General features: G+C 71.1%; 17 protein-coding genes. 11 read left to right on the top strand and 6 right to left on the bottom strand.

The annotated features are described in order from the left end of the window. Window positions 1–68 precede the first annotated feature (68 nt). The 3 genes from FSYMDG_RS07045 to FSYMDG_RS07035 all read right to left on the bottom strand — a co-directional run bounded on the left by FSYMDG_RS07045 (window position 69) and on the right by FSYMDG_RS07035 (window position 3,663). The gene (locus tag FSYMDG_RS07045; RefSeq protein ID WP_013872878.1) at window positions 69–1,115 is read right to left on the bottom strand and encodes a hemolysin family protein; all 1,047 of its coding nucleotides are present in this window, start codon (window positions 1,113–1,115) and stop codon (window positions 69–71) included. Continuing rightward, the gene (locus FSYMDG_RS07040) at window positions 1,112–2,572 is read right to left on the bottom strand and encodes a hemolysin family protein (RefSeq protein WP_013872877.1); all 1,461 of its coding nucleotides are present in this window, start codon (window positions 2,570–2,572) and stop codon (window positions 1,112–1,114) included. Before FSYMDG_RS07040 ends, FSYMDG_RS07045 begins: the two co-directional genes overlap by 4 nt. A 389-nt stretch (window positions 2,573–2,961) precedes the next feature. Then, a complete protein-coding gene (locus FSYMDG_RS07035) occupies window positions 2,962–3,663 on the bottom strand; it encodes a response regulator (RefSeq protein ID WP_013872876.1) in 702 nt (233 codons plus the stop codon). Window positions 3,664–4,135: 472 nt separating this feature from the next. Here FSYMDG_RS07035 and FSYMDG_RS07030 point away from each other — a divergent pair, with 472 nt between their 5' ends. Continuing rightward, on the top strand, window positions 4,136–5,731 hold the full coding sequence (locus tag FSYMDG_RS07030; RefSeq protein ID WP_013872875.1) for an aldehyde dehydrogenase family protein: 1,596 nt from the start codon (window positions 4,136–4,138) through the stop codon (window positions 5,729–5,731). A 222-nt stretch (window positions 5,732–5,953) separates the two neighbouring features. On the opposite strand, the gene FSYMDG_RS07025 is transcribed toward FSYMDG_RS07030, so the two are convergent. Next, window positions 5,954–6,874 carry a polysaccharide deacetylase family protein gene (locus FSYMDG_RS07025; protein WP_013872874.1) on the bottom strand — a complete coding sequence of 307 codons (921 nt, stop codon included), beginning with the start codon at window positions 6,872–6,874 and terminating at the stop codon, window positions 5,954–5,956. 178 nt (window positions 6,875–7,052) lie between these two features. After that, the gene (locus tag FSYMDG_RS22855; RefSeq protein ID WP_013872873.1) at window positions 7,053–9,221 is read right to left on the bottom strand and encodes a serine/threonine-protein kinase; all 2,169 of its coding nucleotides are present in this window, start codon (window positions 9,219–9,221) and stop codon (window positions 7,053–7,055) included. A gap of 429 nt (window positions 9,222–9,650) precedes the next feature. Here FSYMDG_RS22855 and thiO point away from each other — a divergent pair, with 429 nt between their 5' ends. From thiO to FSYMDG_RS06970, 10 genes are all read left to right on the top strand, one after another. After that, window positions 9,651–10,916, top strand: a complete 1,266-nt coding sequence (thiO, locus tag FSYMDG_RS07015) for a glycine oxidase ThiO (RefSeq protein WP_013872872.1) — start codon at window positions 9,651–9,653, stop codon at window positions 10,914–10,916. Next, window positions 10,913–11,119 carry a sulfur carrier protein ThiS gene (gene thiS / locus FSYMDG_RS07010; protein WP_013872871.1) on the top strand — a complete coding sequence of 69 codons (207 nt, stop codon included), beginning with the start codon at window positions 10,913–10,915 and terminating at the stop codon, window positions 11,117–11,119. The genes thiO and thiS overlap by 4 nt, the downstream gene beginning before the upstream one ends. Window position 11,120: 1 nt before the next feature. Next, entirely contained in the window at window positions 11,121–11,894 is a 774-nt protein-coding gene (locus tag FSYMDG_RS07005; RefSeq protein ID WP_013872870.1) for a thiazole synthase, read from the top strand. Window positions 11,895–12,163: 269 nt separating this feature from the next. After that, the gene (locus FSYMDG_RS07000) at window positions 12,164–12,718 is read left to right on the top strand and encodes an Hsp20/alpha crystallin family protein (protein WP_013872869.1); all 555 of its coding nucleotides are present in this window, start codon (window positions 12,164–12,166) and stop codon (window positions 12,716–12,718) included. A 552-nt stretch (window positions 12,719–13,270) separates the two neighbouring features. After that, window positions 13,271–14,803, top strand: coding sequence for an NAD-dependent malic enzyme (locus tag FSYMDG_RS06995; RefSeq protein ID WP_013872868.1), 1,533 nt, complete (start codon window positions 13,271–13,273; stop codon window positions 14,801–14,803). 225 nt (window positions 14,804–15,028) lie between these two features. Then, complete coding sequence (locus FSYMDG_RS25935) at window positions 15,029–15,394, top strand: hypothetical protein (RefSeq protein WP_013872867.1); 366 nt, start codon at window positions 15,029–15,031, stop codon at window positions 15,392–15,394. A 250-nt stretch (window positions 15,395–15,644) separates the two neighbouring features. Continuing rightward, the gene (locus tag FSYMDG_RS06985) at window positions 15,645–16,463 is read left to right on the top strand and encodes a hypothetical protein (protein WP_013872866.1); all 819 of its coding nucleotides are present in this window, start codon (window positions 15,645–15,647) and stop codon (window positions 16,461–16,463) included. A gap of 247 nt (window positions 16,464–16,710) precedes the next feature. Further along, complete coding sequence (locus FSYMDG_RS06980) at window positions 16,711–18,780, top strand: fumarate reductase/succinate dehydrogenase flavoprotein subunit (protein WP_013872865.1); 2,070 nt, start codon at window positions 16,711–16,713, stop codon at window positions 18,778–18,780. Next, the gene (locus tag FSYMDG_RS06975) at window positions 18,780–19,538 is read left to right on the top strand and encodes a succinate dehydrogenase/fumarate reductase iron-sulfur subunit (RefSeq protein WP_013872864.1); all 759 of its coding nucleotides are present in this window, start codon (window positions 18,780–18,782) and stop codon (window positions 19,536–19,538) included. The genes FSYMDG_RS06980 and FSYMDG_RS06975 overlap by 1 nt, the downstream gene beginning before the upstream one ends. Before the next feature lie 560 nt (window positions 19,539–20,098). Continuing rightward, entirely contained in the window at window positions 20,099–21,763 is a 1,665-nt protein-coding gene (locus FSYMDG_RS06970) for an SdrD B-like domain-containing protein (RefSeq protein ID WP_165440842.1), read from the top strand. On the opposite strand, the gene FSYMDG_RS06965 is transcribed toward FSYMDG_RS06970, so the two are convergent. Further along, window positions 21,720–22,937 carry a glycerate kinase gene (locus tag FSYMDG_RS06965; protein ID WP_013872862.1) on the bottom strand — a complete coding sequence of 406 codons (1,218 nt, stop codon included), beginning with the start codon at window positions 22,935–22,937 and terminating at the stop codon, window positions 21,720–21,722. The genes FSYMDG_RS06970 and FSYMDG_RS06965 overlap by 44 nt on opposite strands. Window positions 22,938–22,944: the final 7 nt, after the last annotated feature.

Genomic DNA, 22,944 nt, shown 5'->3' with positions numbered 1-22,944 from the left:
ACCCGCGAGCCAGGTCACCGGCCACCGGACACCGGGGCGCTCAAGAACCGGGTCGCTCGAGAGGCGGATCACCGGGCGGCCGGCTGGTTGTCGTCCCGGATCTCGCCGACAAGTTCCTCCAGGACGTCCTCCAGCGCGACGACCCCGAGGATCCGCCCCTCCTGGTCGGTGACCCGGGCCAGATGCGCCCCGCTGCGCTGCATCGTGGCGAGCACCGTCGCGAGCCGGTCGTCGGCACCGACCCTGGCCAGCGGGCGGACCCACTTGGCGGGGACCGGCGCCGCCCGCTTGCGCGGGTTGGTTTCCAGGACGTCCTTGAGATGCAGGTATCCGACGAGCTCGCCGGTGGCTGCCCGGACCGGGAAGCGGGAGAACCCGGTCCGGGCAGCCACCGCCTCCACCCCCCGGGGGGTGACCCCGACCTCGACCGTCTCCAGGCTGTCGAGGGGCAGCAGGACGCTGCGCGCGCTGCGTTCGTCGAAGTGCAGCGCCCCGGAGAGCAGCCCGTGCTGGTCGGCGTCGAGCAGCCCCTCCCGGCGGGACTCCTCGACGAAGCCGGCGACCTCGTCGCGGGTGAAGGCGCTGGCCACCTCGTCCTTCGGCGCCACCCGGACGATGCGCAGGCTGAGGTTGGCGACCGCGTTCAGGGCCGCGATCGCCGGGCGCAGGTAGCGCACGACGCCGACGAGCGGCGGGACGAGTAACAGGGCGCCGCGGTCCGGCCCGGCCAGGGCGATGTTCTTGGGCACCATCTCGCCGATGACCACGTGCAGAAACACGACCGCCGTCATGGCGACGGTGAGCGCGACCGGGTGCAGCAGGGCGTGCGGCATCCCGGCCGCCTCGAGCGGGCCTTCGAGCAGGTGCGCGACCGCGGGCTCCCCGAGCGAGCCGAGCCCCAGGGTGCAGACCGTGATACCCAGCTGGGTACCGGCCAGCATCAGGGAGACCTCCTCCATCGCGCGCAGCGTGATCCGCGCGCGGGCCGAACCGGCCTGTGCCAGCGGCTCGATGGCGCTGCGCCGGGCCGAGATCAGCGCGAACTCGGCTCCCACGAAGAAGGCGTTGGCGAGCAGCAGGACGACGGTGAGGAAGAGCGCGAGCGGGATGCTCACCGCAGCGCCCCCATCGCGTCCTCGGCGGCGCAGCCGCGCCGCCCGCCCCTGGGACGGCCGCTGTTTCCGGAACGGTCGCCGTCCGCGGAACCGTCACCGTCCCTGGGGGACGCGCCGTCCACGGGAGAGCCGCCGTCCGTTGGCGGCTCGCCGTCGGCGTGGACGTGCGCGGGAACCAGGCGGACCCGGTCCACCCGGCGGCCGTCCATCAGCTGGACGGTGAGGGTGACGCCGTCGACCTCGACCACGTCACCGGCGACCGGCACCCGGCCGAGACGGTCGGCGACAAGCCCGCCAAGGGTCTGGTACGCCTCGTCCACCGGCAGGTGGACGTCAACGGTCTGCGCCACCTCGTCGAGGCGGAGCAGACCGGAGAGCAGCCACGTCCCGTCCCGGCGCCGGGCCGCGCGCAGCCCGACCCGGTCGTGCTCGTCGACGACGTCGCCGACCAACTCCTCGATCAGGTCCTCGATGGTGACCAGGCCGTCCGTGCCGCCGAACTCGTCGATGACGACCGCCATCTGCAGCCCGCCGCGGCGCAGTGTCTCCAGCAACGGATCGAGTTCGATCGTGGACGGCACGCTCAGATGGGGGATCATCACGTCGCTGACGGCCACGGTGTCCCGGTCGTCCTCGGAGACGGCGACCGCGTGCTTGACATGGACCAGGCCGACCACGTCGTCGAGGCCCTGCCCGACAACCGGGAAACGCGAGTGCCCGGTCCGACGGGTGAGCGCGATCACCTCGCTGACCGGGTCACCGACCCCGACCGTCCACATGCGGACCCGGGGGGTGAGGACGTCCGCGGCCTGCTTGCGCCCGAACGCCAGCGAGCGTTGCAGCAACGTCGCGGTCTCCGGCGCGAGCGTACCCTGCTCCGCGGACCGGCCGACCAGGGAGAACAGTTCCTGCGCGGAGCGGGCCGAGGCAAGCTCCTCCTGCGGCTCGATGCCCAGCCGCCGCAGCAGGCCCTCGGCGGCGCCGTTGAGCAGGCGGATCAGGAAGGAGGCCGCCCGGCTGAACCCACGCTGGAACCCCTGCACCATCCGCGCGGTCGCCAGCGGCCGGGCCACCGCGAGGTTCTTCGGGACGAGCTCGCCGTAGATCATGGTAATGCCCGCGGCGAGCAGCACGGCTACCGCCACGGCGACGCCGGTGGCCATTCCCGCGGGTATCCCGATCGCCTTCAGCGGGCCGTGGAGCAGACGCGCGATCGCCGGTTCGACGAGAAAGCCGATCGCCAGATTGGTGATGGTGATGCCGAGCTGAGCGCCGGAGAGCTCGGTCGAGAGGTTCCTGAGCGCCTTGAGGACGCCTCTGGACCTGCGGTCACCGACTGCCGCGGCACGTTCGACGGTCATGCGGTCGACCGTCACCAGGGAGAACTCGGCGGCGACGAAAACGCCGCAGACCCCGACCAGCGCGACGCTGATCAGGACGAGGAGCCACTCGATCACTGTCGCCTGCCCAGGTCGGCCCGGTCCAGGGCAGGCGTCGGACTATGACTGGGTGTATCGGGACTAGGCATGGCCCTCTCGGAGGTAGGCGTGACAGAACCCGCCGCGGGCGGGAAGGCGGCCCACCGGCGGTGCCCGAGTGCTCCCGCGGGGCGCCTGCACGCACACACCACAAGGATGCCCGCGTCCGGCTGCCTTGGACAGCCATCCGAACGGGTCGGACCAGCCCATGCGCCGCATGTGTCTCCCACGCTTCCCCGGCCCGTGGCACCGGCCCGTGACACCTCGGCCGCACACACGACCGACCCGCGAGGCAGGGGCCGGCGAGCCGCACGGAAAGCACGATCCGGGGAAAGCCTCTGGTCGACCCCGCTCCGGTCGATCTCGCTTTATTCGATCTCGAAGAGGCCCTGCCGGACGGCGTACATGACGGCTTCCATCCGCGAGTGCAGCTGCAGTTTGTCCAGGATGTTGCGGACGTGGTTCTTGACCGTGTTCTCGCTGATGAACAGCTTCCGGGCGATCTCCCGGTTGGCCCGTCCCTCCGCGACCAGTTTGAGGACCTCCAGTTCGCGGGCGGTGAGGTGGGGGGCGGGTACCCGGCTGGGCCGGTCGTCGGAACCGCGGGCGAGCGCGGCGAACTCGACTATGAGTTTGGACGCCATCGACGGGCTGATCAGGCTCAGCCCGTTGTGCACCGCGCGGACCGCGCTGGCCACCTCGTGCGGCGGGATGGACTTCAGGAGGTAACCGACCGCCCCCGCCTTGATCGCCTCGAAAAGATCAGCTTCGTCGTCGCTGACCGTCAACATTACGATCTTCGCGGTCGGCACCTCACGCTTGATCGCGCTCGCGGCGTCGATGCCGTCGCGGTACGGCATCCGGACGTCCATCAGGACGATGTCCGGCGTGGTCCCCGTGGCTATCGTGACAGCCTGCCGGCCGTCGCCGGCGCGACCGACGACGGTGATGTCCTCTTCAAGATCGAGAACGGTCTCCAGACCCTGGAGGAACAGCTCGTGGTCGTCGACCACGAGCACCCGGATGGGCTCGGACTGAGGTGCCACAGGTGGCAGAACACCAATCATCATCACAGATCGGAGCTATCTGGCACGGATGGTCCAACAACGGGCTGCCGGACGGACAAACTGCGATCGACGCATGTGCCCACTCTATGTGATGGGCTACTTACACAGAGCCGTGTCTCCACACCGGCACCGATCGAGTCATGCACGGATACCGCTTCCGACATATCGGAATGATACGCGCCACCAGCTTGCTATGACGCTGACGACACACCGTCACCATACCCACGAAGGGGGTGAATCATCAACCCCGAACTGGGCATATGACGCATCCCCCATCGGGCCTGCGACCGGGACCAACAGGCCTGCGGGAGTGAATTCGACACCGGGACCCTCTCAGTGACGACTACTCTGTGTAATAGTTCGGGCGCTCAGATGGCGATACTCGCCGCCGTTGCCCGAACGCCCGACATGCCACCGTCGTTCACGGCCGGACTCCCGCCGTTCGCCACTTCGAGGCGTGGTGCTGGTGGCACTCATGGCCGATCACGGGCAACCTGTGTTCATGGTCACACCTTCCTGCAACACGCTCCACCATCACATCAAGCCTGGTAAGAGCTGGTCCGAGGCGTACGCCCGATGTCACGAGGCCGCGCCCGAGGCCTTCGACCCGGACCGGCTGCGCAACCTGTGGGGCGGCCAGTGGCGCCGCACCGGGGAACCACTGCGCAGCGTCACCCCCGTTGACGGATCTTCCATCGCCGGCCCGCCGATGATCGAGCCGGACGAGGCGCGCGAGGCGATCCGCGCCACCCTCGACGACCACAAACACTGGCGTGACGTACCGGTCGCCGAGCGCAGGGCGCGGGTCACCGCCGCGGTGGACTCCATGGACGATCACCGTGACCTGCTCGCGCTGCTGCTGGTCTGGGAGATCGGCAAGCCGTGGCGGCTGGCGCGCACCGACGTCGACCGCGCGCTCGACGGCGTCCGCTGGTACGTCGAGGAGATCGACCGGATGATCGACGGGCGCGGCCCGCTGCCCGGCCCGGTCAGCAACATCGCGAGCTGGAACTACCCGATGAGCGTGCTCATGCACGCCATGCTCGTCCAGGTCCTCGCCGGCAACGCCGCGATCGCCAAGACCCCGACCGACGGCGGGGCCGCCTGCCTGACTCTCGCCTGCGCGTTGGCGCACCGCGCCGGGCTCCCCGTGGCGCTGGTGTCCGGGTCCGGCTCCCGGCTGTCGAGCGCACTGGTGCGGGCACCGGAGATCGGCTGCCTGGCGTTCGTCGGCGGGCGTTCCGCGGGCGGTCAGGTCGCCGCGGCGCTCGTCGACACCGGCAAGCGGCACTTCCTGGAGCAGGAGGGCCTCAACACCTGGGGCATCTGGGAGTTCTCCCAGTGGGACCTGCTGGCCGCGCACCTGAAGAAGGGCTTCGAGTACGGCAAGCAGCGCTGCACCGCGTACCCCCGTTACGTCGTCCAGCGCCAGCTCTTCGACCAGTTCCTCGCGGCCTACCTGCCCGTGGTCGCGTCGGTGCGCTTCGGGCATCCGCTGGCCGTCGCGCACGACGACGATCCCCTGCCCGAACTCGACTACGGGCCCGTCATCAGCGCGGTGAAGTCCGCCGATCTCGCCAGGAAGATCGACGAGGCGGTCAGCAAGGGCGGCGTGCCGCTGTACCGGGGGACGATCGCCGACGGCGCTTTCGTGCCCGGGCAGGACACCTCGGCCTATGTGCCGCCGGTGGCCATCCTCGCTCCCCCGCCGTCGTGCGCGCTGCACCATGCCGAGCCGTTCGGCCCGGTGGACACGATCGTGGTGGTCGATTCCGAAGCCGAGCTCCTCGCCGCGATGAACGCCTCCAACGGCGCGCTGGTCGCCTCGCTCGCCTGCGACGACGAGACGCTTGCCCGACGGCTCAGCGGCGAGGTCCAGGCATTCAAGATCGGTATCAACAAGCCGCGGTCCCGGGGCGACCGGGACGAGCCGTTCGGCGGCCGCGGCGCGTCCTGGAAAGGGGCCTTCGTCGGCGGCGACCACCTCGTGCACGCCGTCACCGTGGGCGATGATCCCGGGGAGCGACTGTACGGCAACTTCCCCGGCTACTCGCTGTACCCACCAACCTGACGTCCCCGGGCCACTGACCCGCCGGGCCGGTGGCCCGCGCCGCGCCAGCGCACCGGCCGGACAGCCCCGCGTCCCCCACTCTCTTCCACAGTTTCAACCAGGAAATTCCAGCCAGAAAAGCAACTGCCAGAAAAACGAGTACGTAAACGGCTGCCAGCGCATTTGTTCTCCCGCTTCGTGATTCAACAGAATTCGATCACGTGATTCCGGGACGGGTTCGCGTTACCCGGCCGGCGCTTCGGAGGCGCGAGGGCCGTGTGTGGCCAACGGGCCGGGAGGGCGAAGGCCGTGCTCGGCCAGCGGGCCAGGGCGCAGGCCATGCTCGGCCAGCGGGCCGAGACGCAGGCCCCGGTCGTGGCAGCGGGCGGCAAACTCGGGCAGGGCGCCGAGAGCGCTGTGCCACGCCTGCGGCGCGGACGTGCAGTCGCTGTCGTGCAGCAGGACGGTCCCACCACCGCGCAGGTCCGGGGTGAGGGCGTCGAGAACGGTCAGCGGCGTGGCCGTCGACGTCCAGTCCCGGCCCCAGGCCGTCCACAGCACCGGGGTCAGCTCCAGCCTGCGGGCGGCGAGGAGGAACCCCGCGGACAGGATGCCGTGCGGCGGCCGGACGAACCGCGGCGGCCGCCCGGTCAGCGTCGTGATCAGTTCCCGGGTCCGGTACAGCTGCCGGTAGGTGGAGCGCGGCCCGCGCAGCAACATCGGCCGGTGGTCCCAGCCGTGGACGGCCAGCTCGTGGCCGGCGTCCACCATCCGCTCGGCCAGGTGCGGCGCGCGTTCCAGCATCGTCCCGAGAACGAAGAAGGTCGCCCGCAGGTCCAGTTCGGCCAGCACGTCGAGGAACAGCGGGGTGGACGCCGGGTCCGGACCGTCGTCGAAGGTGAGCGCCACATGGTCCGGCGCGCCGATCCCGGCGAGCGCGGGCATCAGCTGGGTTCGCAGCCGGCGCAGGGTGGCCACCGAGGGGACCGCGTGGGTGAGAAGCGCGGCGGCACCGGCGCCCGCGGCCGCCCGGGCGAAACCCGCCACCCCGGCGTTCCCGGCCCGCCCAACCACGTTCCCGGCCCGCCCGACACGCCCGGCCGGTCGGGTCGGCCACCACGACGCCGCCTCCTCGACCTCCTCGACGCCTGGCAGGTACGTCATGCCGGACACCTTCCCACACCGTTCCCGGGCCTGGCGAAACCCTCGGGGCGTGGGACGGGACAGCGGCCGTGGAGCGAAACACCGGGCAGGGGTTCCACAGCCGCCGGTCTGACCGCCGCCGGGACGCCCCGCGGAACGGGAACAGCGGCCCCGGCGCCGGGTCTGCCGGCACCCGGGCCTACAGGTACGACGAGCATGTGGGCACCCCGGGAATCGGTTCGTTCTGCCCTCCCTGGGCCACCACGGTCGCCGGCAGATACCCCCAGGCGACCGTGTACCCGTGGGTGTTGGGCCGGGAGCTGTCACCCTGGGTGTACAGCCACCAGGTGTTGGTGTTGCCCTGCACCACGGGATTCGCCCGACCCCGCAGCTGGCAGACCACCCAGACGGCCGACGCGGCGTTCATGTAGCCGCTGTCGTCGAGATCCTCCGACTCCTGCGCGGCCCGGACGTTGGCGTAGACGGCCGAACCGGCGTAGGTACGGCAGTTGTACGTGGGGAAGGTCCGTCCAGCGTAGTCCGTGACGTTTCGGTTACGAGGGGTGCAGCTTTCCGCGGGATCCGGTTGTGACGGGACAGCGCTGCTGGGCGCCGGCGAAGGCGCGGGGGGAGGCAGCGGGACCACCGGTACCCCCGTGTTCGGCACCTGGTTGCCCGGCGGCCCCGCGCCGGATGCCGTCGGGCCTGGCCCCGCGGCACCGGGCGCCGCCGGGGCGACCGGCACGGCGCCGGACGCTCCCGCGGCGGGCGTCCCCGCGGGGGAAGCCGACACGGCCGGGGCAGCCGAGGCGGCAGCGGACGCGGTGGGGGTGGCACCGCCCGGCGCGGACGGCGGGGCCGCCGAGATGGTCACCCTCGGGGCTGGGGAACGCAGCCCGACCCCCGGTAACAGCAACAGCAGCAGTGCCGCCACCGCGAAGCCGCCTGTCACCGGTACCAGCACGCCCAGCACACGGCGGCGCTTCCCCGGCCCGGCGGCGGCCGGCACGACGGGCTCGGCGGTGCCAGCCGCCGCCGTGACCGCCACCGGCTCGGCGGAGCCCGGGACAACCTGCTCCGAGATGACCGATTCTGGGGCGACGGGCTCCTGGACGACGGGTTCCGGGACGACCGCCGACGTGGCGGACGCCGGCTCGGCCGGCGTCGGGGCCACGACCGCTGCCGCGGCGAGCTGCGAAGAAGCGGAGCCAGCCACGCCGGCAGAGGCAGAGTCCACGCTGGCAGGGCCGCCGGCCGCGCCCGTGGCGGCGGGTGCCGGGGAGACACGGCCCGCGGCGGCCGGATCTGTGGTGGACGGGTCTACAGCAGCCGGATCCACGGTGGGCGGCTTGGGGATGTCGGCTGCCGGCCCGACCGGTGGCACGTTCCCACCGGCGACGTGACCCGCGCCTGGGCGTGGTGGCAGGGTCGGTGCCGTGCTCGTCCCGCCAGGCGGTGCGGCGGGCCGCGGCAGCCGGGGAACGGGATCCGCGAGCCGGCCGGTGACCGTCGACGTCTTCTTCGGATCGTCCGCGGAGACGGGCGCGCCGACCTGGCCGCCGCGAGCGGCCTCTATCGCGCGCAGTTCCGCTAGCACACCCGCGGCGGTGGCGGGACGCTGGTCCGGCGCGGCGGCGAGGGTCCGACGCACCAGCGCGACCAGCTCGTCGGGGACGTTGTCGGCCAGTTCGTCGGGCAGCGCCGGTGGCGGCCCGGCCAGCATCTCCCGCAGCAGCTGCGTCGGCATCCGGCCGGTGAACGGTGGCTGTCCGGCCAGCAGCGTGAAGAGGGTGGCGCCGAACCCGAAGATGTCGGAGGCAACGCTGTGCTCCCCACCCTGGAGCACCTCGGGCGACGCGTAGCGGGGCGTGAACGCCACCGACGCGGTCGTGTTCTCCGCCGCGTTCTCGACCACGGCGATACCGAAGTCGCTGAGCACGGCGGTCCCGGACTCGCGGATCATGATGTTCGCCGGTTTGAGATCGCGGTGCAGGACGCCGTGGCGGTGGGCGGTCACGAGGGCGTCGGCCACCTGCGCACCGACGCGCAGCACCTCGTCGGCGTCCAGCCGCCCGGCGTCGGCCAGCCGGTCGGCCAGCGACCCGCCCGAGACATACTCCATCGCGATGTAGGGACGCCCGTCCCGGGTCGTCCCAGCGTCGAAAACCGAGATGATGTTCGGATGGCCGGTCAGGCGCCCGGTCACCCGGCATTCACGCAGGAACCGCCGCTTCGCGTCCGGGTCGGCGAGGACGGCGTTCATCACCTTGACCGCGACCCGGCGGTCGAAAATCTCCTGTCGGCCCAGGTAGACCGTGCTGAACCCACCGTAGCCGATCGGCTCCAGCAGCCCGTAACCGTCGATCATGTCAGATACCCGCCGGCCACCGCCGGCAGCGGACGGGCCGGACGGGCCGGACGGGCCGGACGGGCCGGACGGGCCGGACGGGCCGTCTCCCCGGCCAGGCCGCCTGCGGTGGATCGCCGGCCGCGTGGGCCAACGCCCCCGTCCACCGGCAGCCGTCGGGCACAGGCTCGTCGGGCACAGGCTAAATGCGGAGCGCCGTCAGGCAGTACCACGATATCCGGTATCTCCTTGTTCGGTACCGCCGCGCCCGGTACCACCACGATAAATCCGATCATAATGATTCAGCCCATGACAGGCGCCTCACCCATCGACGGGATGTCTTTCCGCTGCCCACCGCTGCGGGACAGGCCAAACTTGCGATTGAGGCTGACAGTATCGGGTGAGCGGTATCGGTGAGGACAACGACACCCCAAGTGTATAAGGAGGCTCATGCCGGCAGCCATCATGCCGCCAGGCGCAGCCGTCGCGCCGGCACGCGCAGCCGGGGCCCGCGACCGGGGTGCGCCGGGGTCCCGGCCGGACGTCATCGTCGCCGGCGCCGGTGTGATCGGGCTCGGCGTGGCGTGGCGTGCGCGTCTGCGCGGACTGACCGTCACCGTCGTCGATCCCGCGCCGGGATCGGGCGCCAGTTGGACGGCCGCGGGCATGCTCGCCCCCCTCAGCGAGCTCCACTACGGCGAGCAGCCCCTGCTCGCGCTGAACATGGCGTCGGCACAGCGCTACCCCACGTTTGTCGCGGAGCTGGAGCGCAGCAGCGGCACCGAGGTCGGCTACCTGCGCTGCGGGACGCTGGTCGCGGCCTGGGACAGCGCGGACATGGCCGGTCTGCGCGACATCCACGGCTTCGCGCGCTCGCTGGGCCTGCGCACCGAGCTGCTGACCCGGCGCGAGCTGCGCGCCCGCGTCCCGGCGTCGGCGAGCGGCCTGGCCGGCGCGCTGTCGGCACCCGACGATCACCAGATCGACAACCGGCTCCTGCACGGCGCGCTGCTGCGGGCCTGCGCGGCCGAGGGGGTGACGCTGCTTCCCACCGCCGCGCGGCGGTGGCTGCTGCGCGGCGACCGGGTCGTCGGGCTGGAGCTGGCCAACGGCACCGAGCTGACCGCGCCGGTGGTCGTCCTCGCCTGCGGAGCGTGGTCGGGCCAGATCGACGGGCTGCCGTCCGGGGTGCTGCCGGCGGTCCGCCCGGTCAAGGGCCAGACACTGCGGCTGCGTACCGTCGGGCCGCCGCTGCTGACCTGTGTGCTGCGGGGCACGGTGCGCGGCCACCCGGTGTACCTGGTGCCCCGCGCCGACGGCCGGATCGTGGTGGGGGCCAGCAGCGAGGAGGCCGGCTTCGACCTGCGGCCCCGCGCGGGCGCCGTGTACGAGCTGCTCCGGGACGCCCAGGCCCTCGTCCCGGGGGTGGGCGAGGCGGAGTTGGAGGAGGTCAGCACCGGCCTGCGGCCCGCCTCACCGGACAATGCGCCGCTGATCGGCCCATCCCGACTACCCGGGCTGCTGCTCGCCGTGGGCCACTATCGCAACGGTGTGCTGCTCACCCCGGTGACGGCGGACGCCATCGCCGGCCTGCTGGCGGACGGTGCCCTGCCCGACGAGGTCGCTGCCTTCACCCCGGCCCGGTTCGACCATGCCGTCGACCACGCCGGGGACCAGGCCGTCGAGAACCGGTCGACCAGGGAGGACGTCAGATGACTCTCACCGTGAACGGCAAGGCCATGCAGGTGCCGGCCGGGATCACACTGCACCAACTCATGATCATGATGAGTGTTTCCGCCAACGGCCGCGGGAGCGCCGCCGCGGTCGACGGCGTCGTCGCCCCCCGCAGCCGGTGGGAGAGCCTGGAGCTGCGCGCCGGCCAGCACGTGGAGATCCTGACCGCCACCCAGGGAGGCTGACATGGCCGACGACGCGTTCACGATCGCCGGTGAGGAGCTCGGCTCCCGGCTGATCCTGGGCACCGGCGGCGCGCCGAGCCTCGCCGTCATGGAAGCGGCGATCAGGGCTTCCGGCACGGACGTGTGCACGGTGTCCATGCGCCGGGTGGACACCACCACCCCGGGCTCCATGCTGGACATGCTCGCCCGCTGCGGCGTGCGGGTGCTGCCCAACACCGCCGGCTGCCGCACGTCCCACGAGGCCGTTCTCACCGCCGAGCTCGCCCGGGAGGCGCTGGAGACGAACTGGGTGAAACTCGAGGTGATCGCGGACGAGCAGACCCTGCTGCCGGACCCCGTCGAACTCCTCGACGCGGCGGAACGCCTGGTCGCCGAGGGGTTCACCGTCCTGCCCTACACCAACGACGACCCGGTGCTCGCCCGACGCCTGCAGCAGATCGGCTGCGCGGCCGTGATGCCGCTGGGCGCGCCCATCGGGACCGGGCTCGGTATCCGCAACACCCACAACATCGAGCTGATCGTCGCCGAGGCGGAGGTCCCGGTCGTCCTGGACGCCGGGATCGGCACCGCCTCCGACGCGGCGCTGGCCATGGAACTCGGCTGTGACGCCGTCCTGCTGGCGTCGGCGGTGACCCGCGCCCAGGATCCCGCCCTGATGGCGGCGGCGATGGCGGCCGGCGTCACCGCGGGACGGTTCGCCGCGCGGGCCGGGCGCATCCCACGCCGCCACCATGCCCGGGCGTCGTCACCCGTCCACGGCACAGCGGTGTTCTGACCCAGCCCGGCTCCGCCGGCAGCCCCGTTCCGTCGGCGGCATCCGGTCCGCGTCCGGCGGCGTCCGGTTCCCGGGCCGGGATCCCGCCGCCGGCGCCGTTTGCCTGCCCGGGTAACGGAAAGGAGCCGTATGGGGTGGTGTCCACCCCGGGAGGCGCACCAGCCGGCATATCGGCATCGCGTGCCGGCGTCCCACTGCCTGTCACCGGTCGCGTCGGGCCCATCGCCAGCAGTGAGTCGCCAGGAACAACCGCGAAGGAGTGATCGACCATGACCGTTCCGTCTGTGCTCAGCCGTCCGGGCCCCCTCGCCCGACGCGGGTGGGACCCGTTCGCCGAGTTCGGCGACCTCTACGAGAGGATGGGACGGCTGCTCGACGTCTCGTTCCCGGAGCTGACGGCCAGGGAGCGGCGTTCCTGGGCGCCGGCGGTCGACGTGGAGGAGACCGAGGACTCCTACCTCATCGACGCGGACCTGCCCGGTGTGCCCGCACCGGCCGTCAACATCGACGTCCGGGGGAACGAGGTCACCATCGCCGCCGAGATCACCGAGCGGGAGCGCAGCGGAGTGATGCGCCAGCAGGCGCGCCGCACCGGCCGGTACGAGTACGCCGTACGGCTGCCCGGGGACGTCAACGCGGAAAGCTCCGAGGCCCGGCTCGCGGACGGGGTGCTGCAGCTACGCCTGTCGAAGGTGTCCGCGACGTCGAGCCGGCACGTCCCCGTGCTCGAGGCCGGCGAGAAGAACGGCCGGAGCGAGCAGGCCGGCGGCGCCACGGCATCCGGGCAGAGCACCGAGTCCGGCTTCCGCCCCGCGACGTCCTGACTGTCCTGGCCGGAACTCCCCACGCTTCCGCCCGCTGTCCACGTCCGCCTGTCCGACCTGCCTGCCACCGGCCTGCGGCGGCGGCAGGCGACGGCCGACCGGACGGAAGCGGTGCTCTTCTGCCGCCCGCCGGGGCCACCAGTTCCGGCGGGCGGGCGGCACGTTGTCGGCCACCGGCTGATCACCTGCTGCCCGGGCGCCTGCCAGCGCCAACTGTCCCGGCCAGCGCCAGATCGCCCGGAAACTTTCCCTTTGGTTTCCAAAGACGCGTTTTGACCGCACAGGTCCTGACCGCACAGCGTCCTGGCCATCGTGTTCCGACCCGGTCGGCGTATCCCGGCCCGGTCGGCGCATCCTGTCCCGGGCCGGGCGCGTCCTGCGCGGGCCGGGCAAGGCCGGCGTCCCACCCCGGATATCCCCGCTCCCGCCGTCCCCACTCCCTGTGATCTTTGCTGCCACGCCCTGGCCTACGCCGGATTCGGGACCGCGGCTGCGAGCATCGATGCGGGCACCTGCCCACGTTGTCGCTCGAACGACAGATGGAGCACGTTCGTGGCCGTCCCCAGCGTTTCGTTCTCGATAACGGTGCGCCTTGACGTACCCGCATCGTCACAGACCGTCGGTGAGATCACCACCGCCGTCGGCAAACTGGGCGCGGTGGTCACCGCCCTCGACGTCGCGGAGTCACACGCGGGCCGGCTCGTGCTGGACATGACCTGCCTGTGCGTCGACGGCGAGCAGGCACAGGCCATCGCCGAGACCCTGCGCCACATGCCGGACTTCGTCGTCCGGCGGGTCAGCGACCGGGTGTTCCTGCTGCACCTCGGCGGGAAGATCGAAGTCGCGAGCAAGGTCGCGCTACGGACCCGCGACGACCTGTCCATGGCCTACACCCCCGGTGTCGCCCGGGTGTGCCTGGCCATCGCCGACCGGCCCGACGACGCCCGGCGGCTGACGGTCAAGCGCAACAGCGTCGCGGTGGTCTCGGACGGCTCGGCCGTGCTCGGCCTGGGCAACATCGGCCCCACCGCCGCGATCCCGGTGATGGAGGGCAAGGCCGCGCTGTTCAAACGGTTCGCGGACATCGACGCGTGGCCGATCTGCCTCGACACCCAGGACGTCGACGAGATCGTGCGCACGGTGACGCTGCTCGCGCCCGTCTTCGGCGGCATCAACCTCGAGGACATCGCCGCGCCCCGCTGCTTCGAGATCGAACGGCGGCTGCGCGGCCTGCTCGACATACCGGTCTTCCACGACGACCAGCACGGCACCGCGATCGTCGTTCTCGCCGCCCTCACCAACGCGCTGCGGATCGTCGGCAGGTCGCTGGGCTCCGTACGGATCGTCACCAGCGGGGCGGGCGCGGCGGGCACGGCCATCCTGCGTCTGCTGCTGCGAGCCGGCGCGGGCCGCGCGGGCGGCAGCGTGATCGCGTCCGACATCGGTGGGATCATCTCGCCGGCCCGCGACGACCTGGACGACAACGGCCGGTGGATCTGCACGCACACCAACCCGGGCAGGATCATCGGGACGCTGCGGGACGCCCTGATCGGCGCCGACGTGTTCATCGGCGTGTCCGCGCCGGGCATCCTCACCGGCGCGGACATCGCGACCATGGCCGACGACGCGATCGTCTTCGCGCTGGCCAACCCGGACCCCGAGGTCGACCCCGCGGACGCCCGGCTGTACGCGACGGTCGTCGCGACCGGCCGCTCGGACGAGCCGAACCAGATCAACAACGTGCTGGCCTTTCCCGGCGTCTTCCGGGGGCTGCTGGACTCCCGGGCCCGTGACATCACCGAGGACATGCTCCTTGCCGCGGCCCACGCGCTGGCGGCGGTGCTGCGCGAGGACGAGATCAACCCGCTCCACATCGTGCCGAGCGTCTTCGACGAGCGCGTGATGCCGGCCGTGGCCGAGGCTGTCAGCGCCGTGGCTGTCAGCGCCGTGGCTGTCAGCGCCGTGGCTGTCAGCGCCGTGGCTGCCGGTACCGAGGCAGCCGGTACCGAGGCAGCCGGTACCGAGGCAGTCAGTGCGGTTGCGGTCGGCACAGTGGCGCGGCAGGCACTGGCCGATCAACCTTAGCCCACGACCAGCCAGGCCGTGGGCTGACGGGGCCGCGACCGACTTCAGGCACTTCGAGACGGGAAAAAAGTCCGTCCCGCTGGCCGGTTCGCCATCATCCGGATCATACTGCTATGTGAACGCAATATTTCATGCACATGACCGGCACGGTGGTTTCCCACGGACACGGACACCCGTCCAGGCCACCGTCGACCGGTGACCGGAGTACCACGGAGGTGGCGAATCGTGCAGTCGACAAGCCTGCGGGGGGAGCTTTCTGCCGTAACCACAGCGGTTCAGGAAGCACAACGCCATATCCAGCGCCTGCGCATTCAGGCACCGAACTCAAGGGCTGCCGACCGACTGGCGGCGGACGTCCGCCGGGTCATGGAGGACATTGACGACCTGGCCGCCGAAACTGCCATTCCGACGGAAATCGACAGTTCCGACAAACCGCCGACGGACACTACCTGCGAATCCCCCGAGCCGGTGTTCGTACCGGCCCGCCACGGTGAGTCGGAATTCCAGCCAGAATGCGACGACGAGGGCGTCGCCGGCGGCTGGCAGCGGTATCGCGCCGTGTCGTCGCGGCGGCGACGCGCCCGGGTGTGACGCCGCGACGGCGATCCGGAGCACGGACCACAGCTTGACGCCGGTATCGACCGACGACACGACCACCACCACGGAAAGTAACCACTGGAGGCGCGATCACGAGCGACTCGGGTTACCCTGATCGCGCCTCCAACGGCTGACGGCGGGTGGCCGGCAGGCCGAAAGGCCCAGTAGGGCCGGCAGACCGACGGCCACGCGACCATGGCTCCTCTTGCGCGGCTCCGGAGGCCTCACAAGGGCGGGGAGTGCTATGGCAACGCAGACGCACACCCGTGCCGACGGTCAGGGACCCGCCGGCATGGCCGCCGGCCGCGGCGGCGCGGCCCGGGCGAGCCTGCGGCAGGACCACTGGTGGGTGGCGCCCGCCGTCACAGTGGCGGTCCTCACCGGCTTCGTCGGCTATGGCACGTGGGCGGCCTTCCGGAACGCCGCCTACTACGCCGACCCGTACCTGTCACCGTTCTATTCACCCTGCCTGACCGATTCCTGCCCGCGCGACGCGCTCGGCTCCGGATTCTTCGGCGATCTTCCCTGGATCTCGCCCGCCATACCGATCCTGATTTTTCCACTCGGTTTCCGACTTACCTGCTATTACTACCGGAAGGCGTACTACCGGTCGTTCTGGTGGGCGCCACCGGCCTGCGCGGTGCCGGACGCCCGGCGGAAATACAGCGGCGAGACCCGGCTGCCGCTGATCATGCAGAACGTACACCGCTATTTCCTCTATTTCGGCGTACTGTTCATCGGCCTGCTCGCCTACGAGGCCGTCGGGGCGTTCGGTTTCGACGGTCATTTCGGCGTCGGGGTCGGTACCGGCATGCTCATGGTCAACGTGGTCCTACTGGGTCTTTACACCTTTTCCTGCCATTCCTTCCGGCATCTGTGCGGGGGCGGGCTGCGGACGCTGTCGGCGCATCCGATACGCCGACAGATGTGGCAGGCGGTGTCGGCGCTCAACCGGCGGCACATGGTGTGGGCCTGGGCGAGCCTGCTGTGGATCATGATAACCGACCTCTACATCTGGCTGGTCGCGGCAGGGCATCTGCACGACTACCACTGGGTGGCCTGAGGTGCCGGGCGCTCCGAGGTGTCGCCACCGCGCACCCGCCCGGATCCCGCCGGTGCCAGGACCGGCGCGGATCCGGCGTCCCATGAATCCCATGAATCCCATGAACCGGACGCCCCACCGGGCTGGGTACATCCCACGGATCGGACATGCACGGATCAGACGTACATCGCAGGCCGGACACCTGCCGGCCGGACACCTGGTGAACCAGGCATCCCGCGAACAACGTGCGGTGGTGACCACATAAACCATGAGCACATCGGAAAGACACACATACGACGTCGTCGTGATCGGCGCGGGCGGAGCGGGCCTGCGGGCCGCGCTGGAAGCGCATGAGCAGGGTGCCCGGGTCGCCGTCGTCTGCAAGAGCCTGCTCGGCAAGGCCCACACCGTGATGGCCGAGGGTGGTATCGCGGCCGCGATGGGCAATGTCTGGCCCGAGGACAACTGGCAGACGCACTTCCGCGACACGATGCGCGGCGGGAAGATGCTCAACCAGTGGCAGATGGCCCGGATCCACGCCGAGGAGGCCCCGGCACGGGTCTGGGAACTGGAGGAATGGGGCGCGGTCTTCGACCGGACGCCGGACGGCCGGATCCTCCAGCGCGACTTCGGCGGTCACCGTTTCGCCCGGCTCGCGCACGTCGGGGACCGTACCGGCCTCGAGCTGATCCGCACCCTGCAGAACCGGCTGATCAGCAAGAGGATCGACGTCTTCATGGAGTGCACGGTGTTACGCCTGCTGACCGTGCCGGGGGCAGCGGATACGCCGGGCGCCGGGCGGGCGTCGGGCGAACCCGACGCACTGTCCGCCCCGGCGCCCGCCCCGGCGCGCGAACGCGGCTCGGCGCGCGTGGCCGGGCGGATCGCCGGCGCCTTCGCGTACTGGCGCGAGTCCGGCACCTTCGTGCGTTTCGACGCGCCCGCAATGGTGCTCGCCACCGGGGGGATCGGCAAGTCCTACCAGGTGACGTCGAACTCGTGGGAGTACACCGGCGACGGCCACGCGCTCGCGCTGTGGGCCGGGGCCGCGCTGATGGACATGGAGTTCGTCCAGTTCCATCCCACCGGGATGGTCTGGCCACCTTCGGTGAAGGGAATCCTCGTCACCGAAGGTGTCCGGGGCGACGGTGGCGTGCTGCTCAACTCCGAGGGGCGCCGCTTCATGTTCGACTACATCCCACCGGTCTTCGCCGCCGAGACCGCCGACTCCGAGGAGGAGGCCGACCGCTGGTACACGGACAAGAAGACCGCCCGCCGGCCGCCGGAACTGCTCCCCCGCGACGAGGTGGCGCGGGCCATCAACGCCGAGATCAAGGCCGGCCGCGGCTCACCGCACGGCGGGGTCCATCTCGACATCGCCTCGCGCCGCGACCCGGAGTACATCCGCCGCCGGCTGCCGTCGATGTACCACCAGTTCACCGAACTCGCCGACGTCGACATCACCCGGGAGCCGATGGAGGTCGGCCCGACCTGCCACTACGTCATGGGTGGCATCAAGGTCGACCCGTCGACCGCCGCGGCGACCGTGCCTGGGCTGTTCGCCGCGGGCGAGTGCGCCGCCGGCATGCACGGCTCCAACCGGCTCGGCGGCAACTCCCTGTCCGACCTGCTGGTCTTCGGACGGCGGGCAGGACTGCACGCGGCCCGTTACGCCCAGTCGCTACCGGCGCGCAAGCGGGCCGTGGCCGACGACGCGCAGATCGACGCGACGGCCGCGGCGGCCCTCGCGCCCTTCGCGGCGGCCCTCACCCCGGGCTCCGTGCAGGCCGGCACCGCCTCCGCCGAGGGCACCGCCAGCTCCGCCAGGGGCACCACCTCCGCCAGGGACAGCGCCAGGACCAGCGTCTCGCCGTCCCATCCGCCGGAAAACCCCTACCAGCTCCAGAACGACCTCCAGGACGTGATGCAACGCCTGGTCGGGATCATCCGGACCGAGTCCGAGCTGGTCCGGGCGCTCAAGGAGATCGAGACGCTACGCTCCCGCGCGCGGCACGTCGCGGTCGTCGGGCACCGCCAGTACAACCCGGGCTGGCATCTCGCCCTCGACCTGGGATCGCTGCTCACCGTCGCGGAGTGCATCACCACGGCCGCGCTGGCCCGCCGGGAAAGCCGCGGCGGGCACACCCGCGACGACTACCCGTCCGCGGACCCGGCGTTCGCGACGCTGAACCACGTGCTCCGGCTGCGCGACGGGCGGCTCGTGCTCACCACCGAGCCCCTGCCCGCGATGCCACCGGAGCTGGCCGCATTGTTCGAGGATGCCGGCGCGGAATCCCGGGCGGATCGGGGCGCACCGGCCGGTGGGAAGGGCTCCTGATGGCAGCCTACGATCTTTCGCTGCGGGTGTGGCGGGGCGATGCCGACAGTGGTGATCTCCAGGACTACACGGTCGGTGTCGAAGAGGGCATGGTCGTCCTGGACGCGCTGCACCGGCTCCAGCAGACGCAGGCGCCCGATCTGGCCGTCCGCTGGAACTGCAAGGCCGGCAAGTGCGGGTCGTGCAGCGCCGAGGTGAACGGCCGCCCCCGGCTGACATGCATGACCCGGCTGAACCTGTTCGCGCCCACGGACACCGTCACGGTGACGCCGCTGCGGACGTTCCCGGTGATCCGGGATCTGGTCACCGACGTCTCGTACAACTACGAGAAGGCCGCGCAGGTGCCGGCGTTCGCCCCGGGAGCACCGGCAGGGGACGACGGGCACCACCGGATGAAGCAGTCCGACGTCGACCGCGTCCAGGAGTTCCGCACGTGCATCGAGTGCTTCCTGTGCCAGACGGTCTGCCATGTCATCCGCGATCATGAGGAGAACAAGCCCGTCTTCGCCGGCCCACGGTTGATGATCCGGTACGCCGAACTGGAAATGCACCCGTTGGACACACATGATCGGCGAGATCTGCTGCGCGGACAGGCCGACATCGGGTACTGCAACATCACGAAATGCTGCACAGAAGTCTGCCCGGAGCACATCTCGATCACCGACAACGCCATCATACCGCTCAAGGAAAGGGTCGTCGACACCGCATACGACCCGATCACGCGGCTCGGCAACCGCATCCTGCGCCGTCGGCGCTGACCCGCCCGCCCCGGTGCCAGCCTGCCCACCTCCCTGCCCGCATCCCTGCTCACCTTGGCGCTGAGCCGCCCGCCCCGGCGCCGGCCCGGCATCCCCGTCCCGGCGCCATGCTTGCCCGTCACGACCGAGTCGGTTACCCTTCGTATCGAAATGTATTCGGCACTGCTACGTGTGCCGCTTCCAGGTGTGCCGCTTCCAGGTGCGCCACTGACGGCTCGAGCTTCGGGGGCGACGCGGTGGCCGGATGCGAACCCGTCCTCATATCGAGGGCGACCGAAAGAGCGGAAACAGGCCGATCACTCCCTTTTCGCGGCACGGGCGGGCCGGTTTTCCGGATCACCGCCAGGATCGTCGTCCCCACGATCCTTTTCACAGCCATGATCATGACTGGGCGGCCAGCCGCCGCCGAACCGACCGCAGCCACCACCACACGGCCCGCCCCGTTACCAACCGCTCCGTTACCAATCACCCCGTTGCCAGCTACCGCGTCGCCAGCCACCCCGTCACCAGCCGCCCTGTTACCAACCGCCACTCCCGAGCCGGGTAACACCGCGGACGTGGTGACCTCCCATCTTTCGATCGTCCAGCTCGGCGATTCGTACGCCGCCGGGAACGGTGCGGGCGCCGGCACCTACGACACCGGAAACGGACCACGTGGATGCCACCGTTCGACGGTGAGCTGGGGCGAACAATATGCCCAGTGGCTGCGCGACGAACGTGGATACGACGTCACCTATGTCAACCGGGCGTGCAGCGGCGCCACCACGAACGATCTTCTCAACCCACGCAGGATGGATCAGCACACCTACCGGACCCCACTGCGCGGCGGCGAGACCGCGAACGATCCTGCCGTCTCCGACCGCCTGTCGCGGGACTGCTCGTCCGGGTTCGGGCCGGAGGAAACCGCCGATATCGGCCCGGTCGATGTCACCTACGGCATCGCGTCCGCCGTGTGCACCCGGGTGGTCGCACCGCAGCTCGACGCGGTCGGCGCGGACACCGACCTGGTCCTGCTGACGATCGGCGGCAACGACGTCCAGTTCTCCGACATCGTGTTGCGCTGCTTCGCCTTCGATGTTCCGAAGCTCTTCGGGATACCCGCCGGGGACATCGCCGAATGCGAACGGCTCACCGAGCGGGCAACGGACGACCTCACGGAGGTCCGGAGCCGTCTGGTCACCCTGCTCACCCGCCTGCGGGAGCGGATGCCGCCCGGGGGGCGGGTGGCCCTGGTCACCTACCCGTACCTGTCCAGCCGGGAACACTACCTGCCACCAGGCGCACAGGACGCCCTGAACGGGACGGTCTTCGACCCGTCCGCCGCGGTCCGGGAACTCGGCGACCGCGGGGACGGCATGCAGATCGCCGCCGCGGACACGGTGAACCGCTCGTTGGGTTTCACCGGGCCCTCCGACCCCGCCGCGCACAGCTGCTCGCTGGACGCCCTGCCGGCGGATTCGGTCGGTACGCCGGGCCGTTTCGTCACCGTGGTCGACACCGTCAAATGCCGTTTCGCCGGCCACGAACCGGACCCTGCCGTCGACCAGCGAAATCCGAACCGCTGGATACACGAGTTCCTCGACGGCTTCCTCGCCCTCGACCAGAGCCTGATCTACCATCCGAACAGCGAAGGTCATCGGCAGCTGGCCGATCTGCTCAGACCGTTCGGCGACTTCGGCGCCTCGGCCCGCTCCAGTATCAGCGGCAACGCCTACCTGGACGCCGACCGCGACGGGCGACAGGACGCGGGCGAGTCCGCCGCGCCTGACGTGGCCATCCAACTGACCGGCACGAGCCCGGACGGGACGGCCGTCCTGCGGGAGACCACCACCGACGCGTCCGGAGAATGGGCGTTCGACGACCTTGTGCCAGGCGTGTACGCCGTCCGACAGGACACCTCACGCGGCAGATCCGCCATCCGCGCGATCCTCGACCCGGACACGTTCAGCAACATCGTCCTCGACCGGGTCGGTAGCAGTGCGACCGGGTACACCTTCGCCGTGCAACCGGTCGAATCCGTACGGGCGGTCCAGACCGGGCAGGTCAGGCCGACGGAGAACACCGAGGAGGCCTACGCGATAGCGCAGTCCCTACGCTCCGACCGGACGGGGGGCTCCGGCGGCGCCATCCTTCCATTCGCGGCGTTCGCGGCGCTGCTCGCCGTCGGCATCCCAGCAATGGTCATCTTCCGTCGCCGGCCTCCGTACGATCAGCGGGACGGGTAGCAGCCACGGAACAGGCCGGGCCATCCGGCCAGGACCGATCGATCAGTCGGGGCGCGAGACGGCGCAGCAGGTCAGCTGCCTGGGACAGGCTCACCCGCTCATCCGGTTCCAGCTCGGCGAGGGTGCGCACCGTCGAGAAACCGGCGCCGGTCAGCGCCGCGGGATCCAGCAGCGAGCGTCCCGCCACCGCGACGACCGGTACGCCGGCCGCACGCGCCCGGGCCGCCACCCCGGCCGGGGCCTTCCCACGCAGTGTCTGCTCGTCGAGCGACCCCTCCCCCGTCACCACCAGATCGGCCCCGCGCAGCGCGTCGTCAATACCGACAAGATCGAGTATCAGGTCGATCCCGGGACACAGCCGGGCTCCGAGCAGCGACAGGGCGGCGAAGCCGACACCGCCCGCCGCGCCCGCCCCCGGGGCCCACCGGTGATCGGTTCCGGTCTCGACCGCCACGACCGTCGCCCACCTGGCCAGCGCCCGTTCCAGGAAGGCGACATCGTCCGGTGTGGCACCCTTCTGCGGGCCGTACACGGCAGCGGCGCCGTGCGGGCCCAGCAACGGACTGTCGACGTCGCAGGCGACAACCAGCTCGGTGTCACGCAGCCGCGGCTCCAACCCGGACAGATCGACACCGTCGAGGGCTGCGAGGGCACGCCCGCCCCGGAGACGCTGCTCCACGGGGCCCGCGGGGAGCAGGATGGCACCCAGCGCCTCGACGAGCCCGGCGCCGCCGTCGGTGCTCGCGCTCCCTCCGATACCGAGCACCACCCGCCGGCAGCCGGCACGCACAGCGGCAGCGACCACCTGCCCCGCTCCGTAGCTGGACGCCGTCAGCGGCGCGGGACGCCCGCCCGGCAGCCGGCGCAGGCCGCAGGCATCGGCCAGTTCGACGATCGTGGTGCCGTCGCGCTCGGCGTAGGCCGTGTCGACGAGCTCACCCGTGGGCCCCTCCGCGGTCACCGCGACCCGCCGGTATCCCGCCGACAGCGCGGCCTCGACCGTGCCCTCACCGCCGTCCGCCACCGGAAGGGACACCGTGCGTACATCCGGGCGGGCCACGCGCAGCCCTTCGGTCAACGCCGCGCACACCTCGGCAGCGCTCAACGACCCCTTGAACTTGTCGGGTGCCAGCACAACACGCGTCACACCCGCCAGCCCAGCACGTCGGGACATGCCGCGA

The organism is Candidatus Protofrankia datiscae (assembly GCF_000177615.2).
GTDB lineage: Bacteria > Actinomycetota > Actinomycetes > Frankiales > Frankiaceae > Protofrankia > Protofrankia coriariae.
Note: the sequence above shows the minus strand (reverse complement) of the source record. Positions and strands in the feature narration are given on the sequence as shown.

What these genes read in the sequence shown, in the direction of transcription:
- FSYMDG_RS06985 (WP_013872866.1), top strand. Translation starts at nt 15,645, where the DNA reads ATGGCAACGCAGACGCACACCCGTGCCGACGGTCAGGGACCCGCCGGC.
- thiS (WP_013872871.1), top strand. Translation starts at nt 10,913, where the DNA reads ATGACTCTCACCGTGAACGGCAAGGCCATGCAGGTGCCGGCCGGGATC.
- FSYMDG_RS06965 (WP_013872862.1), bottom strand. Translation starts at nt 22,937, where the DNA reads ATGTCCCGACGTGCTGGGCTGGCGGGTGTGACGCGTGTTGTGCTGGCA.
- thiO (WP_013872872.1), top strand. Translation starts at nt 9,651, where the DNA reads ATGCCGGCAGCCATCATGCCGCCAGGCGCAGCCGTCGCGCCGGCACGC.
- FSYMDG_RS22855 (WP_013872873.1), bottom strand. Translation starts at nt 9,221, where the DNA reads ATGATCGACGGTTACGGGCTGCTGGAGCCGATCGGCTACGGTGGGTTC.
- FSYMDG_RS06975 (WP_013872864.1), top strand. Translation starts at nt 18,780, where the DNA reads ATGGCAGCCTACGATCTTTCGCTGCGGGTGTGGCGGGGCGATGCCGAC.
- FSYMDG_RS07005 (WP_013872870.1), top strand. Translation starts at nt 11,121, where the DNA reads ATGGCCGACGACGCGTTCACGATCGCCGGTGAGGAGCTCGGCTCCCGG.
- FSYMDG_RS06980 (WP_013872865.1), top strand. Translation starts at nt 16,711, where the DNA reads ATGAGCACATCGGAAAGACACACATACGACGTCGTCGTGATCGGCGCG.
- FSYMDG_RS07030 (WP_013872875.1), top strand. Translation starts at nt 4,136, where the DNA reads ATGGCCGATCACGGGCAACCTGTGTTCATGGTCACACCTTCCTGCAAC.
- FSYMDG_RS07035 (WP_013872876.1), bottom strand. Translation starts at nt 3,663, where the DNA reads ATGATGATTGGTGTTCTGCCACCTGTGGCACCTCAGTCCGAGCCCATC.
- FSYMDG_RS07000 (WP_013872869.1), top strand. Translation starts at nt 12,164, where the DNA reads ATGACCGTTCCGTCTGTGCTCAGCCGTCCGGGCCCCCTCGCCCGACGC.
- FSYMDG_RS07025 (WP_013872874.1), bottom strand. Translation starts at nt 6,874, where the DNA reads ATGACGTACCTGCCAGGCGTCGAGGAGGTCGAGGAGGCGGCGTCGTGG.